The sequence below is a fragment of the Georgenia sp. M64 genome (assembly GCF_038049925.1).
In the GTDB taxonomy this organism is placed as follows: domain Bacteria; phylum Actinomycetota; class Actinomycetes; order Actinomycetales; family Actinomycetaceae; genus Georgenia.
In genome coordinates, this window is the sequence record NZ_CP145809.1 from 770,300 (window position 1) to 786,840 (window position 16,541).

General features: G+C 68.9%; 12 protein-coding genes. All 12 read left to right on the plus strand.

Annotated elements, in window-relative coordinates:
• Positions 1-603: 603 nt before the first annotated feature.
• The 12 genes from rplJ to rplW all read left to right on the plus strand — a co-directional run bounded on the left by rplJ (position 604) and on the right by rplW (position 16,514).
• Positions 604-1,125, plus strand: coding sequence for a 50S ribosomal protein L10 (rplJ, locus tag AAEM63_RS03440; protein WP_341360283.1), 522 nt, complete (start codon positions 604-606; stop codon positions 1,123-1,125).
• Between the two features lie 63 nt (positions 1,126-1,188).
• Entirely contained in the window at positions 1,189-1,578 is a 390-nt protein-coding gene (gene rplL / locus AAEM63_RS03445) for a 50S ribosomal protein L7/L12 (protein ID WP_341360284.1), read from the plus strand.
• Between the two features lie 232 nt (positions 1,579-1,810).
• Positions 1,811-5,320, plus strand: a complete 3,510-nt coding sequence (rpoB, locus tag AAEM63_RS03450) for a DNA-directed RNA polymerase subunit beta (RefSeq protein WP_341360285.1) — start codon at positions 1,811-1,813, stop codon at positions 5,318-5,320.
• A 76-nt stretch (positions 5,321-5,396) separates the two neighbouring features.
• Complete coding sequence (locus tag AAEM63_RS03455) at positions 5,397-9,287, plus strand: DNA-directed RNA polymerase subunit beta' (protein ID WP_341360286.1); 3,891 nt, start codon at positions 5,397-5,399, stop codon at positions 9,285-9,287.
• Positions 9,288-9,692: 405 nt separating this feature from the next.
• The gene (rpsL, locus tag AAEM63_RS03460) at positions 9,693-10,067 is read left to right on the plus strand and encodes a 30S ribosomal protein S12 (RefSeq protein WP_043498211.1); all 375 of its coding nucleotides are present in this window, start codon (positions 9,693-9,695) and stop codon (positions 10,065-10,067) included.
• The gene (gene rpsG, locus AAEM63_RS03465) at positions 10,067-10,537 is read left to right on the plus strand and encodes a 30S ribosomal protein S7 (protein WP_123917073.1); all 471 of its coding nucleotides are present in this window, start codon (positions 10,067-10,069) and stop codon (positions 10,535-10,537) included. The genes rpsL and rpsG overlap by 1 nt, the downstream gene beginning before the upstream one ends.
• 77 nt (positions 10,538-10,614) lie before the next feature.
• Positions 10,615-12,717: an elongation factor G gene (fusA, locus tag AAEM63_RS03470; protein ID WP_341360287.1), complete on the plus strand. Its 2,103-nt coding sequence runs from the start codon at positions 10,615-10,617 to the stop codon at positions 12,715-12,717.
• Positions 12,718-12,839: 122 nt separating this feature from the next.
• Entirely contained in the window at positions 12,840-14,033 is a 1,194-nt protein-coding gene (gene tuf / locus AAEM63_RS03475) for an elongation factor Tu (RefSeq protein ID WP_123917077.1), read from the plus strand.
• Positions 14,034-14,561: 528 nt separating this feature from the next.
• Positions 14,562-14,870 carry a 30S ribosomal protein S10 gene (rpsJ, locus tag AAEM63_RS03480; RefSeq protein WP_006502853.1) on the plus strand — a complete coding sequence of 103 codons (309 nt, stop codon included), beginning with the start codon at positions 14,562-14,564 and terminating at the stop codon, positions 14,868-14,870.
• Between the two features lie 11 nt (positions 14,871-14,881).
• Entirely contained in the window at positions 14,882-15,550 is a 669-nt protein-coding gene (gene rplC, locus AAEM63_RS03485) for a 50S ribosomal protein L3 (protein WP_341360288.1), read from the plus strand.
• A 5-nt stretch (positions 15,551-15,555) separates the two neighbouring features.
• A complete protein-coding gene (rplD, locus tag AAEM63_RS03490; protein ID WP_341360289.1) occupies positions 15,556-16,212 on the plus strand; it encodes a 50S ribosomal protein L4 in 657 nt (218 codons plus the stop codon).
• Positions 16,209-16,514, plus strand: coding sequence for a 50S ribosomal protein L23 (gene rplW, locus AAEM63_RS03495; protein WP_123917083.1), 306 nt, complete (start codon positions 16,209-16,211; stop codon positions 16,512-16,514). The genes rplD and rplW overlap by 4 nt, the downstream gene beginning before the upstream one ends.
• Positions 16,515-16,541: the final 27 nt, after the last annotated feature.

The following is a 16,541-nucleotide window of genomic DNA, read 5'->3' on the forward strand; positions in this document are numbered from 1 at the left end:
GGTGAGGTCGTACCGGACGGGTTGAGGTCGGCTCGTACGCTGTGCTGGCTCAGCCCGGTTGGTGCTGAGTGGGCGCGGGGCCTCGAACTCGTTGCAGGGAGAACTCAGGGTCGGGCCGCCCACCGTCGCTGGTGGCCGGTGAGGTCGTGGCAGACGGGTGAGGTCGTAGCGAACGGGTTGAGGTCGGCTCGTACGTGGTGCTGACTCGGCCCGGTTGGTGCGGACTGAGCGCTGAGCCCCGCACTCGGCCGGGGGAGTGTGGCAGCGAACCTGACGATCGGGCTGATGGCTCCGGACTCGGCGGGGGAGCGCGCCAGGTACCCGCCGACCGCGCACGACAGCCGCCGGGCGACGGCATGCGACGCGGCTCACCCCCGCCGGGAAGGCACCGAGTTGGAGCACGGTGCCGCGACGGGGTAGTGTGCTCCTTGCCAAAGACCGCCGGTCGCCCGTCCGCCAGGACGGGGCCAAGTCCGCGAACGCGGAGCCAGCGCAGGCGTGCCAAGAGCGAGAGCATCTGATGCCCGAGCCCCGTGCCGTCTGCACGGGGCTTCTTTCGTTCTCGGACCCTCCCGGCCGCGGTTCACTATCGGAAGGAGGGCCATGGCGAGGCCTGACAAGGCGGCAGCGGTCGCCGAGCTCACGGAGCAGCTCCGTGGGTCGAGCGCCGTACTGCTGACCGAGTACCGCGGGCTCAGCGTCGCCCAGCTCAAGCAGCTGCGCCGCTCGCTCAGCGGGCACGCAACCTACGCCGTGGTGAAGAACACGCTGACGGCCATCGCGGCGAAGGAGGCCGGCCTCGACTCCCTCGAGGACGAGCTGTCCGGCCCGACGGCAGCCGCCTTCGTGACCGGTGAGCCGGTCGAGGCGGCCAAGTCGATGCGCGACTTCGCCAAGGCGAACCCCCAGCTGGTGATCAAGGGTGGTGTCCTGGAGGGTCGCAAGCTCTCCGCCGCGGACGTCACCAAGCTCGCCGACCTGGAGTCCCGCGACGTGCTGCTGGGCAAGGCGGCCGGAGCTTTCAAGGCTGCGCTCTTCGGTGCTGCCTACCTCTTCACCGCGCCGGCCACCCAGGCCGTCCGCACCATCGAGGCCCTGCGCGAGAAGCAGGCCGCCGAGGCCTGACGGTCCCGGCAACCACCAACCCCGCTGCTCGCGTAGCAGTCACTCAAGGAAGGAACGCCGCTCATGGCGAAGCTCACCACCGACGAGCTCATCGAGGCTTTCAAGGAGCTCACCCTCATCGAGCTCTCCGAGTTCGTGAAGCAGTTCGAGGAGACCTTCGAGGTCACCGCCGCCGCTCCCGTCGCCGTCGCCGCCGCTGGCGCGCCGGCCGGTGGCGCTGCCGCCGAGGAGGTCGAGGAGAAGTCGGAGTTCGACGTCGTCCTCGAGTCCGTCGGCGACAAGAAGATCCAGGTCATCAAGGAGGTCCGTGCGCTGACCTCCCTCGGCCTGAAGGAGGCCAAGGACCTCGTCGACGGCGCCCCCAAGGCCGTCCTTGAGGGCGTCTCCCAGGAGGCCGCGGACAAGGCCAAGGAGCAGCTCGAGGCCGCCGGCGCCACCGTCACCCTCAAGTGACCGCCCCCGGCCGGGGCTGAGGGCGCCCAGGCGCCCCGACCACGGCCGGCGGCACGCTCGACGACGAGGCCCGCACCGGTACCCGGTGCGGGCCTCGTCGCATCACCGTCGCTGGACACCGCCTGTGCCCGCGGCTATGCTGTCGCTTTGCGCTGACTTCTGCCTGCCCGCAGGCATCCCCACCCGTACCGGTGGTCAGTGTGTGCAAACCAATCGCAGGGAAGGACCCCCTTTGGCTGCCTCGCGCACCTCTTCCGCACCTACTGCTGACGCTATCGCCAACCGCACGGCCTCGCGCCGTGTCTCCTTCGCCAAGATCCACGAGCCGCTCCAGGCCCCGAACCTCCTCGGCCTGCAGACCGAGAGCTTCGACTGGCTCCTCGGCAACGACGCCTGGCGCGGTCGCGTCGCGGCGGCGGCCGAGATCGGCGACACCAACGTACCGTCCACCTCCGGTCTGGAGGAGATCTTTGCAGAGATCTCCCCGATCGAGGACTTCGGGCAGTCGATGTCGCTCTCGTTCCGCGACCACCGCTTCGAGCCCCCGAAGTACACCGCGGAGGAGTGCAAGGAGAAGGACTTCACCTACGCGGCACCGCTGTTCGTGACGGCGGAGTTCGTCAACTACACCACCGGCGAGATCAAGTCGCAGACGGTGTTCATGGGCGACTTCCCGCTCATGACCGAGCGCGGCACCTTCATCATCAACGGCACCGAGCGTGTCGTCGTCTCGCAGCTCGTCCGGTCCCCGGGCGTGTACTTCGAGAAGCTCGCGGACAAGACCTCCGACAAGGACATCTTCACCACGAAGGTGATCCCGTCCCGCGGCGCGTGGCTCGAGTTCGAGATCGACAAGCGCGACGCCGTCGGCGTGCGCATCGACCGCAAGCGCAAGCAGTCCGTCACGGTCTTCCTGCGCGCCCTGGGCATGACCGAGTCCGAGATCCGCGACGAGTTCGCCGACTACCCGGTCCTGCTCGAGACCCTGGAGAAGGACAACGTCCACACCCAGGACGAGGCGCTGCTGGACATCTACCGCAAGATCCGCCCGGGCGAGCCGCCCACGGTCGAGGCCGGCCGGACCCTGCTGGAGAACTACTACTTCAACCCCAAGCGCTACGACCTGGCCAAGGTCGGCCGCTACAAGATCAACAAGAAGCTCGGCCTCACGGCCGACCTGGGCGAGTCGGTGCTGCGCATCGACGACGTCACCGCCGCGATCAAGTACATCCTCGCCCTGCACAAGGGTGTGGAGGAGCTCCCGGGCACCCGCAACGGCGAGCCCGTGCAGCTGCGCGTCGAGACCGACGACATCGACCACTTCGGCAACCGCCGCATCCGCGCCGTGGGCGAGCTCATCCAGAACCAGGTCCGCACGGGCCTGTCCCGGATGGAGCGCGTCGTCCGCGAGCGGATGACCACCCAGGACGTCGAGGCGATCACGCCGCAGACCCTGATCAACATCCGCCCCGTGGTGGCCTCGATCAAGGAGTTCTTCGGCACCTCCCAGCTGTCGCAGTTCATGGACCAGAACAACCCGCTCGCGGGCCTGACGCACAAGCGGCGTCTGTCGGCCCTCGGCCCGGGTGGTCTCTCCCGTGACCGCGCCGGCATGGAGGTCCGTGACGTCCACCCGTCGCACTACGGCCGCATGTGCCCCATCGAGACCCCCGAGGGCCCGAACATCGGTCTCATCGGCTCGCTGGCGACGTTCGCCCGCATCAACCCCTTCGGCTTCGTCGAGACCCCGTACCGCAAGGTCACCGGGGGCCGCGTCACCGACGAGGTCGTCTACCTCACCGCCGACGACGAGGACCGGCACGTCATCGCGCAGGCCTCGGCCCCGCTCGACGACAACGGCACCTTCGTCGAGGACCGCGTGCTGTGCCGCCTCTCCGGCGGTGAGCCGGCCCTCGTGGCCGCCGACGAGGTCGACTACATGGACGTCTCCGCGCGCCAGATGGTCTCGGTCGCGACGGCGATGATCCCCTTCCTCGAGCACGACGACGCCAACCGTGCGCTCATGGGCGCCAACATGCAGCGTCAGGCGGTCCCGCTGCTGCGCAGCGAGGCCCCGCTCGTGGGCACCGGCATGGAGCGGCGCGCCGCGGTGGACGCCGGGGACGTCGTCGTGGCCACCAAGCCTGGCGTCGTCACCGAGGTCTCCGCCGACGCGATCCACGTCGCGGGCGACGACGGGACCACGCAGGTCTACCGCGTGGCCAAGTTCCGTCGCTCGAACCAGGGCAACTCCTACAACCAGCGCTCGCTGGTGGAGGAGGGCGCCCGGGTCGAGGTCGGCTCCGTGCTGGCCGACGGTCCCGCCACCGACGAGGGCGAGCTCGCCCTGGGCAAGAACCTCCTCGTGGCGTTCATGTCCTGGGAGGGCTACAACTTCGAGGACGCCATCATCCTGTCCCAGCGCATCGTGGCCGACGACGTGCTCACCTCGATCCACATCGAGGAGCACGAGGTCGACGCCCGCGAGACCAAGCTGGGCCCGGAGGAGATCACCCGGGACATCCCCAACGTCTCCGAGGACGTCCTGGCCGACCTCGACGAGCGCGGCATCATCCGCATCGGCGCCGAGGTCAGCTCCGGCGACATCCTCGTCGGCAAGGTCACGCCCAAAGGCGAGACCGAGCTGACGAGCGAGGAGCGGCTGCTCCGGGCGATCTTCGGCGAGAAGGCCCGCGAGGTGCGCGACACCTCGCTCAAGGTGCCCCACGGCGAGTCCGGCATCGTCATCGGCGTGCGCGAGTTCTCCGCGGACAACGACGACGAGCTGCCCCCGGGCGTGAACCAGATGGTGCGCGTCTACATCGCCCAGCGCCGCAAGATCACCGACGGCGACAAGCTCGCCGGCCGTCACGGCAACAAGGGCGTCATCTCCAAGATCCTGCCGATCGAGGACATGCCCTTCCTGCCCGACGGGACCCCGGTCGACATCATCCTCAACCCGCTCGGTGTGCCCGGCCGCATGAACGTCGGCCAGGTCCTCGAGCTGCACCTCGGCTGGATCGCGGCGCAGGGCTGGGACGTCACCGAGGCGGCCAGGGCCGCGGAGGAGTGGACGAAGAACCTGCCGCCCGAGGCGCTGACCGCCGACCCGCGCACCCCCGTGGCGACGCCGGTGTTCGACGGCCTGCAGCCCGAGGAGCTCCAGGGCATGCTCGCCCACACCCTCCCGGGCCCGTCCGGGGAGCGGATGGTCGGCACCGACGGCAAGGCGCAGCTCTTCGACGGCCGCTCCGGCGAGCCGTTCCCGGAGGCGATCTCGGTCGGCTACATGTACATCCTCAAGCTCCACCACCTCGTGGACGACAAGATCCACGCGCGCTCGACGGGTCCGTACTCGATGATCACGCAGCAGCCGCTGGGTGGTAAGGCGCAGTTCGGTGGCCAGCGCTTCGGTGAGATGGAGGTCTGGGCCCTGGAGGCCTACGGCGCCGCCTACGCCCTCCAGGAGCTGTTGACCATCAAGTCCGACGACGTCACCGGCCGCGTGAAGGTCTACGAGGCGATCGTCAAGGGCGAGAACATCCCCGAGCCGGGCATCCCCGAGTCCTTCAAGGTGCTCATCAAGGAGATGCGGTCGCTGTGCCTGAACGTCGAGGCCCTCGACGCCGACGGCAACGCCATCGAGCTCCGGGACGCCGACGACGAGGTCTACCGCGCGGCGGAGGAGCTCGGCATCGACCTGTCCCGCCGTCCTGACGCGAGCAGCGTCGACGAACTCTGAGCCTCACGGGCCCGCCGGGCCCGGGAGACCTCTCCCCAGCAGTACACGGTGTTCTACCTTCAGGAAGTAGGAACCCTTGCTCGACGTCAATGTCTTCGACCAGCTGCACATCTCCCTCGCGACCGCAGCGGACGTGCGCGAATGGTCGCACGGTGAGGTCAAGAAGCCCGAGACGATCAACTACCGCACCCTCAAGCCGGAGAAGGACGGTCTCTTCGGCGAGCAGATCTTCGGCCCCACCCGTGACTGGGAGTGCGCCTGCGGCAAGTACAAGCGCGTGCGCTACAAGGGCATCATCTGCGAGCGGTGCGGCGTGGAGGTCACCCGGTCCAAGGTCCGGCGTGAGCGGATGGGCCACATCGAGCTCGCCGCCCCCGTCACCCACATCTGGTACTTCAAGGGCGTCCCGTCGCGCCTGGGGTACCTGCTCAACCTCGCGCCCAAGGACCTCGAGAAGGTCATCTACTTCGCGGCGTACATGATCACCGAGGTCGACGACGCCGGCCGCCACGAGGACCTCAGCTCGCTCCAGAACGAGATGGACCTCGAGCGCCAGCAGGTCGAGCACAAGCGCGACACCGACATCGAGGCCCGCGCCCAGCGGCTCGAGGCCGACCTCGCCGAGCTCGAGGCCGCCGGTGCGAAGGCCGACGCGCGCGACAAGGTGCGCAAGTCCGCCGAGCGCGAGATGGCGCAGATCCGCAAGCGCGCGGAGACCGACGTCGAGCGCCTGGACCGCGTGTGGGACCGCTTCAAGAACCTCAAGGTCGGCGACCTCGAGGGCGACGAGCTGCTCTACCGCGAGCTGCAGGCCCGCTACGGCATCTACTTCAAGGGCTCGATGGGCGCCGAGGCGATCCAGAAGCGCCTGGAGTCCTTCGACCTGGTCGCCGAGGGCGACACGCTGCGCGAGATCATCGCCACCGGCACCGGGCAGCGCAAGACCCGGGCGCTCAAGCGCCTCAAGGTCGTCAACGCCTTCCTCACCACCGGCAACTCCCCGCTGGGCATGGTCCTGGACTGCGTCCCGGTCATCCCGCCGGACCTGCGCCCGATGGTCCAGCTCGACGGCGGCCGGTTCGCCACCTCGGACCTCAACGACCTCTACCGCCGCGTCATCAACCGCAACAACCGCCTCAAGCGGCTGCTGGACCTGGGCGCGCCGGAGATCATCGTCAACAACGAGAAGCGCATGCTCCAGGAGTCCGTGGACGCGCTGTTCGACAACGGCCGCCGTGGACGCCCCGTCACCGGTCCGGGCAACCGGGCGCTGAAGTCGATCTCGGACATGCTCAAGGGCAAGCAGGGCCGGTTCCGCCAGAACCTGCTCGGCAAGCGCGTGGACTACTCGGGCCGTTCGGTCATCGTGGTGGGCCCCACCCTCAAGCTGCACCAGTGCGGCCTGCCCAAGCAGATGGCGCTGGAGCTCTTCAAGCCGTTCGTCATGAAGCGGCTCGTCGACCTCAACCACGCCCAGAACATCAAGGCCGCCAAGCGGATGGTCGAGCGCTCCCGCCCCCAGGTGTGGGACGTGCTCGAGGAGGTCATCCGTGAGCACCCCGTGCTGCTCAACCGCGCGCCCACGCTCCACCGCCTGGGCATCCAGGCCTTCGAGCCCCAGCTCGTCGAGGGCAAGGCCATCCAGCTCCACCCGCTCGTGTGCGGCGCGTTCAACGCCGACTTCGACGGCGACCAGATGGCCGTGCACCTGCCGCTGAGCGCGGAGGCCCAGGCCGAGGCCCGCATCCTCATGCTGTCCTCGAACAACATCCTCAAGCCGTCCGACGGCCGCCCGGTGACCATGCCCTCCCAGGACATGATCGTGGGCCTGCACCACCTCACGGCGGACCGCGCCGACGCCCTCGGGCACGGCCGGTCGTTCTCCTCCGTGGCCGAGGCGCAGATGGCGTTCGACCGCGGCGAGCTGGACATCAACGCCGTGGTCAACATCCGCGTCGAGGGCCTCGTGCCGCCTGCCGGCTGGACCGCGCCGGAGGGCTGGGAGGCGGGCGAGCCCGTCGTCCTGGAGACCACGCTGGGCCGCGCCCTCTTCAACGAGGCGCTGCCCGTGGACTACCCCTACATCAACCACGTCGCGGACAAGAAGGTCCTCGGGACCATCGTCAACGACCTCGCCGAGCGGTACCCCAAGGTCGAGGTCGGGGCCAGCCTGGACGCCCTCAAGGAGGCCGGCTACCGCTGGGCCACCTGGTCGGGCATGACGATCGCCATCTCCGACGTCGTCGTCCCGGAGGCCAAGGCCGAGCTGCTGGAGAAGTACGAGGGCGAGGCCGCGAAGATCCAGGACCAGTACGACCTGGGCCTGATCACCGACGACGAGCGCCGTCAGGAGCTCATCGACATCTGGACGCAGGCGACGAACGAGGTCGCCGCGGTGATGCAGGAGAACTTCCCGGCCCGCAACACCGTCTACCGGATGGTCTCCTCCGGTGCGCGAGGCAACTGGATGCAGGTGCGCCAGATCGCCGGCATGCGTGGCCTCGTGGCGGACCCGAAGGGCGAGATCATCCCGCGCCCCATCAAGTCCAACTACCGCGAGGGCCTGTCGGTCCTGGAGTACTTCATCGCCAGCCACGGCGCCCGCAAGGGCCTGGCGGACACGGCGCTGCGAACCGCTGACTCGGGGTACCTCACCCGTCGTCTCGTCGACGTCTCCCAGGACGTCATCGTCCGCGAGGACGACTGCGGCACCCGCATGGGCCTGACGATGACCATCGCCGAGCCCGGCCCGGACGGCACGCTCGTGCGCGCCGACACGGTCGAGACCAGCGTCTACGCCCGCACCCTGGCCCAGGACGTCAAGGCGGCCGACGGCACCGTCCTCGCCGAGGCCGGCGCCGACATCGGCGACGTGGTCATCTCCCGGCTCGTCGCCGGCGGGGCGACCGAGGTCAAGGTCCGCTCCGTGCTGACCTGCGAGTCCCGCGTGGGCACCTGCGCGCTGTGCTACGGCCGCTCGTTGGCTACCGGCAAGCTCGTCGACATCGGCGAGGCCGTGGGCATCATCTCGGCCCAGTCCATCGGTGAGCCCGGCACGCAGCTGACGATGCGGACCTTCCACACCGGTGGTGCCGCCTCCGCGGAGGACATCACCCAGGGTCTGCCCCGTGTCCAGGAGCTGTTCGAGGCCCGCACCCCCAAGGGTGAGGCCCCGATCGCCGAGGCCGCGGGCCGGATCAAGGTCGACGACTCCGAGCGCACCCGCAAGCTCGTCATCGTGCGCGACGACGGCCAGGAGGACGTCGTCTACCCGGTGAGCAAGCGCTCGCGCCTGCTGGTCGAGGACGGCGAGCACGTCGCCGTCGGCAAGCAGCTCGTGTTCGGTGCCGTTGACCCGAAGAAGGTCCTGCGCATCCTCGGGCCGCGTGCGACGCAGAAGCACCTCGTCGAGCAGGTCCAGGAGACCTACCGCTCGCAGGGTGTGGACATCCACGACAAGCACATCGAGGTCATCGTCCGGCAGATGCTGCGCCGGGTCACGGTGCTCGACTCGGGCGACTCGCGCCTGCTGCCGGGCGAGCTCATGGAGCGCTCCCGGTTCGAGGACGAGAACCGCCGCGTCGTCTCCGAGGGCGGCACCCCCGCCTCCGGACGGCCCGAGCTCATGGGCATCACCAAGGCGTCGCTGGCGACCGACTCGTGGCTCTCCGCCGCCTCCTTCCAGGAGACGACGAAGGTGCTCACCGAGGCGGCCATGTCCGGCCGGCGCGACCCGCTGCTCGGCCTCAAGGAGAACGTCATCCTCGGTAAGCTCATCCCCGCCGGGACGGGCCTGCCGCGCTACCACGAGGTCGTCGTGGAGCCCACCGAGGAGGCCAAGGCGCAGGCGTTCTCCCGCCTGGGCTACAGCGACATCGACTTCGCCCCGGCCGGCGGCTCGGGCGAGGCCATCCTGCTCGAGGAGCTGGACTTCGGTCCGGACACCTACGGGCTGGAGTTCCGCTGACCTGACCGCGTCGGCGGCGGGGGAGACCCCGCCGCCGGCCCGGGCGGGCCACCGCACGTCCCGGACGTGGCGCAGACCACCCCGGGGCCACCTCCCTGCCTTTGACGCTGTCAACCGCCGCAGAGTACGCTGGTCGGCGGTGCCCGCGACATCGGGCTCTCGTGCGTGCGGCTGTCCCGGGGTCCCAACCCCCGGTGGAGGCAGGAGTGCGCAGGCGTTCTCGCCAGCCGGACAGGTCCACGTCTCCCCAGGGTGACGCACGACCGGGTCCACCTCTGGTCGACACGCCCGACAACGGGGGCTGGGGGAGCGAGCCTGGACGGGCCGCACGGCCCGGGCCGGTCGACCCCACGGTCGGGCGAGCAGTGACATTCGACAGCCAAAGAACTTCGAGACGGAGAAGTAGTGCCCACGATTCAGCAGCTGGTCCGCAAGGGCCGCAGCGTCAAGGTCGGGACCTCCAAGACGCCGGCCCTCAAGGGCAGCCCGCAGCGTCGCGGTGTGTGCACCCGCGTGTACACCACGACCCCGAAGAAGCCGAACTCGGCCCTTCGCAAGGTCGCCCGCGTGCGTCTGTCGAGCGGTATCGAGGTCACCGCGTACATCCCCGGTGTCGGCCACAACCTGCAGGAGCACTCGATCGTGCTCGTGCGCGGCGGTCGTGTGAAGGACCTGCCCGGTGTGCGTTACAAGATCGTCCGCGGAGCGCTCGACACCCAGGGTGTGCGCGGCCGCCAGCAGGCTCGCAGCCGGTACGGCGCGAAGAAGGAGAAGAAGTAATGCCTCGTAAGGGCCCCGCCCCGAAGCGTCCCCTCGTCGTCGACCCGGTCTACGGCTCCCCGACGGTGACCCAGCTCGTCAACCGCGTGCTGATGGACGGCAAGAAGTCCACCGCCGAGCGCATCGTGTACGGCGCGCTCGAGGGCGTGCGCGACAAGACGCAGGGTGACCCCGCGGTCGTCCTCAAGCGCGCGCTGGACAACGTCCGCCCCGCCCTCGAGGTCCGCTCCCGCCGCGTCGGTGGCGCCACCTACCAGGTGCCCGTCGAGGTCCGCCCCAGCCGGCAGACCACCCTCGCGATGCGCTGGCTCGTCGACTACGCACGCTCGCGCCGCGAGAAGACGATGACCGAGCGCCTCATGAACGAGATCCTCGACGCCTCCAACGGCCTCGGCGCCGCTGTCAAGCGCCGCGAGGACACCCACAAGATGGCCGAGTCCAACAAGGCCTTCGCGCACTACCGCTGGTGACGCCGGCCGGCCGCCGGTGACCCCGGCGGCCGTCGCCGCCCCCTGTCCAGCCCCGAGACCCGAGAAGAGAGCCTCACGTGGCACTTGACGTGCTGACCGACCTGACCAAGGTCCGCAACATCGGCATCATGGCGCACATCGACGCCGGCAAGACGACGACGACCGAGCGGATCCTGTTCTACACCGGCATCAACTACAAGATCGGCGAGACCCACGACGGCGCCTCGACGATGGACTGGATGGAGCAGGAGCAGGAGCGCGGCATCACGATCACGTCGGCCGCGACGACCTGCTTCTGGAAGAACAACCAGATCAACATCATCGACACCCCCGGCCACGTGGACTTCACGGTCGAGGTCGAGCGCTCCCTGCGCGTCCTCGACGGCGCCGTCGCCGTCTTCGACGGCAAGGAGGGTGTCGAGCCCCAGTCCGAGACGGTGTGGCGCCAGGCCGACAAGTACGACGTGCCGCGCATCTGCTTCGTCAACAAGATGGACAAGCTGGGCGCGAACTTCGACTTCACGGTCAAGACGATCGTCGACCGGCTCAAGGCCACCCCGCTGGTCATGCAGCTGCCGATCGGCGCCGAGTCCGAGTTCGCCGGCGTCATCGACCTGGTCGAGATGCGCGCGCTGACCTGGCGCGGCGAGGTCAAGATCGGCGAGGACTACGAGATCGAGGAGATCCCGGCCGACCTGCGCGAGAAGGCGGAGGAGTACCGCAACAAGCTCATCGAGCAGGTTGCCGAGGCCGACGAGGAGCTGCTCGAGAAGTACCTCGGCGGCGAGGAGTTCACCGTCGCGGAGATCAAGCGGGGCGTGCGCGCCCTGACCGTCTCCTCCTCGGCGTACCCGGTCTTCTGCGGCTCGGCGTTCAAGAACAAGGGCATCCAGCCCATGCTCGACGCCGTCATCGACTACCTCCCCTCCCCGCTCGACGTCCCCGCCGTCCAGGGCCACGACGTCAAGGACGAGGAGGTCATCCTCGAGCGCCGGCCGTCCGAGAGCGAGCCGTTCTCCGCGCTGGCCTTCAAGGTCGCGTCGCACCCCTTCTTCGGCAAGCTCACCTACGTGCGGGTCTACTCCGGCACGGTGGCGCAGGGCGCCCAGGTCATGAACTCGACCAAGGGGAAGAAGGAGCGCATCGGGAAGATGTTCCAGATGCACTCCAACAAGGAGAACCCGATCGACGAGGCCCACGCCGGCCACATCTACGCGTTCATCGGCCTCAAGGACGTCACCACCGGTGACACCCTGTGCGCCCAGGACGCCCAGATCGTCCTCGAGTCGATGACCTTCCCCGAGCCGGTCATCCACGTCGCGATCGAGCCGAAGACCAAGGGCGACCAGGAGAAGCTCTCCACCGCCATCCAGAAGCTCGCCGAGGAGGACCCCACCTTCTCCGTGCGCCTGGACGAGGAGACCGGCCAGACCGTCATCGGCGGCATGGGCGAGCTCCACCTCGACATCCTCGTCGACCGCATGCGTCGCGAGTTCAAGGTCGAGGCCAACGTCGGCGCCCCCCAGGTGGCCTACCGCGAGACCATCCGCCGCAAGGTCGAGAAGATCGACTACACGCACAAGAAGCAGACCGGTGGCTCCGGGCAGTTCGCCAAGGTCCAGATGACCTTCGAGCCGCTGGACACCTCCGAGGGCGACCTGTACGAGTTCGAGAACAAGGTCACCGGCGGCCGCATCCCGCGCGAGTACATCCCCAGCGTGGACGCGGGCATCCAGGACGCGCTGCAGAACGGCGTCCTGGCCGGCTACCCGCTCGTGGGCGTCAAGGCGATCCTGCTCGACGGCGCCTACCACGAGGTCGACTCCTCGGAGATGGCCTTCAAGATCGCCGGCTCGATGGTGCTCAAGGAGGGCGTCCGCAAGGCCGACCCCGCGCTGCTCGAGCCGATGATGGACGTCGAGGTGCGTACGCCCGAGGAGTACATGGGCGACGTCATTGGCGACCTGAACTCGCGTCGTGGCATGATCCAGTCGATGGAGGATGCCTCGGGCGTGAAGGTGGTCCGTGCCCTCGTGCCGCTGTCGGAGATGTTCGGCTACGTCGGCGACCTGCGGTCGAAGACCCAGGGCCGCGCGGTGTACTCCATGCAGTTCGACAGCTACTCGGAGGTTCCTCGGAACGTCGCCGAGGAGATCATCAAGAAGACCCGGGGCGAGTGAGTCCCACAGGTCGACCCTGCAAGTAATCCATAACCGACCCGTAGGATCCCAACCGCCCCGGCAGGGCCAGGACGCGCCTGCCAGAGCTGTGAGACAACTACCCGAGTCCTCAGGAGGACCCAGTGGCGAAGGCCAAGTTCGAGCGGACCAAGCCGCACGTCAACATCGGCACGATCGGTCACGTCGACCACGGCAAGACGACGCTGACCGCGGCCATCACGAAGGTGCTGGCCGACAAGTACCCGGACCTGAACAAGTTCACCCCGTTCGACCAGGTCGACAACGCTCCTGAGGAGCGTCAGCGCGGCATCACGATCAACGTCTCCCACGTGGAGTACCAGACCGAGAAGCGCCACTACGCGCACGTCGACGCCCCGGGTCACGCCGACTACATCAAGAACATGATCACCGGTGCGGCGCAGATGGACGGCGCCATCCTCGTGGTCGCCGCCACCGACGGCCCCATGGCCCAGACCCGCGAGCACGTCCTGCTCGCCCGTCAGGTCGGCGTGCCCTACCTGCTCGTCGCGCTCAACAAGTCCGACATGGTCGAGGACGAGGAGATCCTCGAGCTCGTCGAGATGGAGGTCCGCGAGCTGCTGACCGCCCAGGGCTTCCCCGGCGACGACGTCCCGGTCGTGCGCGTCTCCGCGCTCAAGGCGCTCGAGGGCGACCCGGAGTGGGTCAAGTCCGTCGAGGAGCTCATGGAGGCTGTCGACGAGAACGTGCCGGACCCGGTGCGCGACATCGACAAGCCGTTCCTCATGCCGATCGAGGACGTCTTCACCATCACCGGTCGCGGCACCGTCGTCACCGGTCGTGTCGAGCGCGGCCAGCTCAAGGTGAACGAGGAGGTCGAGATCGTCGGGATCCACCCCGAGAAGATGAAGACCATCGTCACCGGCATCGAGATGTTCCGGAAGCTCCTCGACACCGCCGACGCGGGCGAGAACGTGGGCCTGCTGCTGCGTGGCACCAAGCGCGAGGAGGTCGAGCGCGGGCAGGTCGTCTGCAAGCCGGGCTCGATCACCCCGCACACCAACTTCGAGGGCCAGGTCTACATCCTGGCCAAGGACGAGGGCGGGCGTCACAACCCGTTCTACTCGAACTACCGCCCGCAGTTCTACTTCCGTACCACCGACGTCACCGGCGTCATCACGCTGCCCGAGGGCACCGAGATGGTCATGCCCGGCGACAACACCGACATGACGGTGGAGCTCATCCAGCCCATCGCCATGGAGGAGGGCCTCGGCTTCGCCATCCGTGAGGGTGGCCGGACCGTCGGCTCGGGCCGCGTCACCAAGATCCTCAAGTGACGCCCCGCCGGGTCTGACCCGGCAGCCGGCCCCGGCCGGCACGCAGGACCCCCGAGGGCCCGGCAGCTGCCTCACGGCGCTGCCGGGTCCTCGTCGTCGTCGAGGTGGCGGGACGGGTGCCGCCGGATGGCGCGGGGTCGGCGCGGTCCGTTCCCCGGACGCAGCACCCGCCCGTGCGCAGCCTCACAGCCGGTGCACCGCCGGGGCCTCGCCGTCACGCCGGCCGGCTGGTAGCGTGGGTGCGCCGGATCGCGCGCGAGCGCGGCGCCGGACGTGACCGGCCCCTCATCCGGAGGAGCCTTCCGGATTAGGCAAAGCGCCTGTCCGTCTGGCAGACTGTTCAGGTTGCCTGGGCCCCGGCCCGAGGCGCCAAAGACTGCAGGATCGGGCGGCCCCGCCCAGGTCCGACCAAGCATCACAGCGACCACCCCCCGCGAGGGGAGAACCGGTCGAGCGTGTCACCAACCGCGACACGCCCGAGCGCGGGGGTCGGTGCAAGTTGCGGTACGAGAGAGGTTAGACGACGCCATGGCGGGACAGAAGATCCGCATCCGGCTCAAGTCCTACGACCACGAGGTCATCGACAGCTCGGCGCGCAAGATCGTCGACACGGTGACTCGCGCTGGTGCGACGGTCGTGGGCCCGGTGCCGCTGCCGACGGAGAAGAACGTCTTCGTCGTCATCCGTTCGCCCCACAAGTACAAGGACAGCCGCGAGCACTTCGAGATGCGCACGCACAAGCGGCTCATCGACATCGTCGACCCGACGCCGAAGGCCGTCGACTCGCTCATGCGTCTCGACCTGCCCGCGGACGTCAACATCGAGATCAAGCTCTGAGGACATCTGCCATGACTACCCTTTCCCAGCAGGCTGCCGGCCGCGCCGTCACGGCGCTGCTCGGCACGAAGCTCGGCATGACCCAGGTCTGGGACGAGGCCGGCCGCCTCGTGCCGGTCACGGTCGTCCAGGTGGGCACCAACGTCGTGACGCAGGTGCGCACCCCCGAGACCGACGGCTACAGCGCCGTCCAGCTCGCCTTCGGCCAGATCGACCCCCGCAAGGTCACCCAGCCCCTCAAGGGCCACTTCGGCAAGGCCGGGGTCACCCCCCGCCGCCATGTGGCCGAGATCCGCACCACCGACGCCGCCGAGTACTCGCTCGGGCAGGAGATCACCGCCGAGGCCTTCGAGGCCGGCGCGAAGGTCGACGTCGTGGGCACCACCAAGGGCAAGGGCACCGCGGGTGTCATGAAGCGGCACGGGTTCCACGGTGTCGGCGCCTCCCACGGTGCGCACCGCAACCACCGCAAGCCCGGCTCTATCGGTGGCGCCTCGACGCCCTCGCGCGTGTTCAAGGGCCTGAAGATGGCCGGACGCATGGGCCACGACCGTCACACCACCCAGAACCTCACGATCCACGCCGTCGTCGCCGAGAAGGGTCTCCTGCTCGTCGCGGGCGCCGTTCCCGGCCCCAAGGGTGGCGTCGTCGTGATCCGTACCGCCGCGAAGGGGGCGTGAGCCGCATGGCTACCACCCAGACCGTCGACATGCTCGACGCCACGGGCGAGAAGGCCGGCTCGGCCGAGCTTCCCGCCGAGGTGTTCGACGTCCAGACGAACGTGCCGCTGATCCACCAGGTCGTCGTGGCGCAGCTCGCCGCCGCGCGTCAGGGCACGCACGCCACCAAGACCCGCGGCGAGGTCCGCGGCGGTGGCCGCAAGCCCTACAAGCAGAAGGGCACCGGCCGCGCCCGTCAGGGCTCGACCCGCGCCCCGCAGTTCGCCGGCGGTGGCGTCGTCCACGGCCCGCAGCCGCGCGACTACAGCCAGCGCACCCCCAAGAAGATGAAGGCCGCCGCCCTGCGCGGGGCCCTGTCGGACCGGGCCCGCGCCGGCCGCGTGCACGTCGTCTCCGGGCTCGTCGACGCCGGCGCCGAGCGCCTGACCCGCACCGCGGTCAGCGCCCTGCGCACGATCGTCGCCGACCGGACCGCCCTCGTGGTGGTCGAGCGCAGCGACGAGCACACCGTCCTCGCGCTGCGCAACGTGCCCACCGTGCACCTGCTGTGGGTCGACCAGCTCAACACCTACGACGTCCTGGTCAACGACGACGTCGTGTTCACCTCCGGTGCGCTCGAGACCTTCCTCGGCGGCCCGAAGGCCGAGGAGGAGACCAAGTGAGCCTCGAGGCGAGCAAGAACCCCCGCGACATCATCGTCAAGCCGATCGTGTCGGAGAAGAGCTACAACCTGATCGACGAGGGCAAGTACACCTTCGAGGTGGACCCCCGCTCGAACAAGACCGAGATCAAGAACGCCGTGGAGAAGATCTTCGACGTCAAGGTCGCCTCGGTGAACACCCTGAACCGTCCCGGCAAGACCCGCCGGACGAAGTTCGGCCTCGGCAAGCGCAAGGACACCAAGCGCGCGATCGTCACGCTGCGCGAGGGAACCATCGACATCTTTGGCGAGGTGGCCGGCTGAGGCCGGTCTGCCGGAGAGATTGAGGAT

What these genes read in the sequence shown, in the direction of transcription:
- rplL (WP_341360284.1), top strand. Translation starts at nt 1,189, where the DNA reads ATGGCGAAGCTCACCACCGACGAGCTCATCGAGGCTTTCAAGGAGCTC.
- rplD (WP_341360289.1), top strand. Translation starts at nt 15,556, where the DNA reads ATGGCTACCACCCAGACCGTCGACATGCTCGACGCCACGGGCGAGAAG.
- rpsJ (WP_006502853.1), top strand. Translation starts at nt 14,562, where the DNA reads ATGGCGGGACAGAAGATCCGCATCCGGCTCAAGTCCTACGACCACGAG.
- rplC (WP_341360288.1), top strand. Translation starts at nt 14,882, where the DNA reads ATGACTACCCTTTCCCAGCAGGCTGCCGGCCGCGCCGTCACGGCGCTG.
- rplJ (WP_341360283.1), top strand. Translation starts at nt 604, where the DNA reads ATGGCGAGGCCTGACAAGGCGGCAGCGGTCGCCGAGCTCACGGAGCAG.
- rpsG (WP_123917073.1), top strand. Translation starts at nt 10,067, where the DNA reads ATGCCTCGTAAGGGCCCCGCCCCGAAGCGTCCCCTCGTCGTCGACCCG.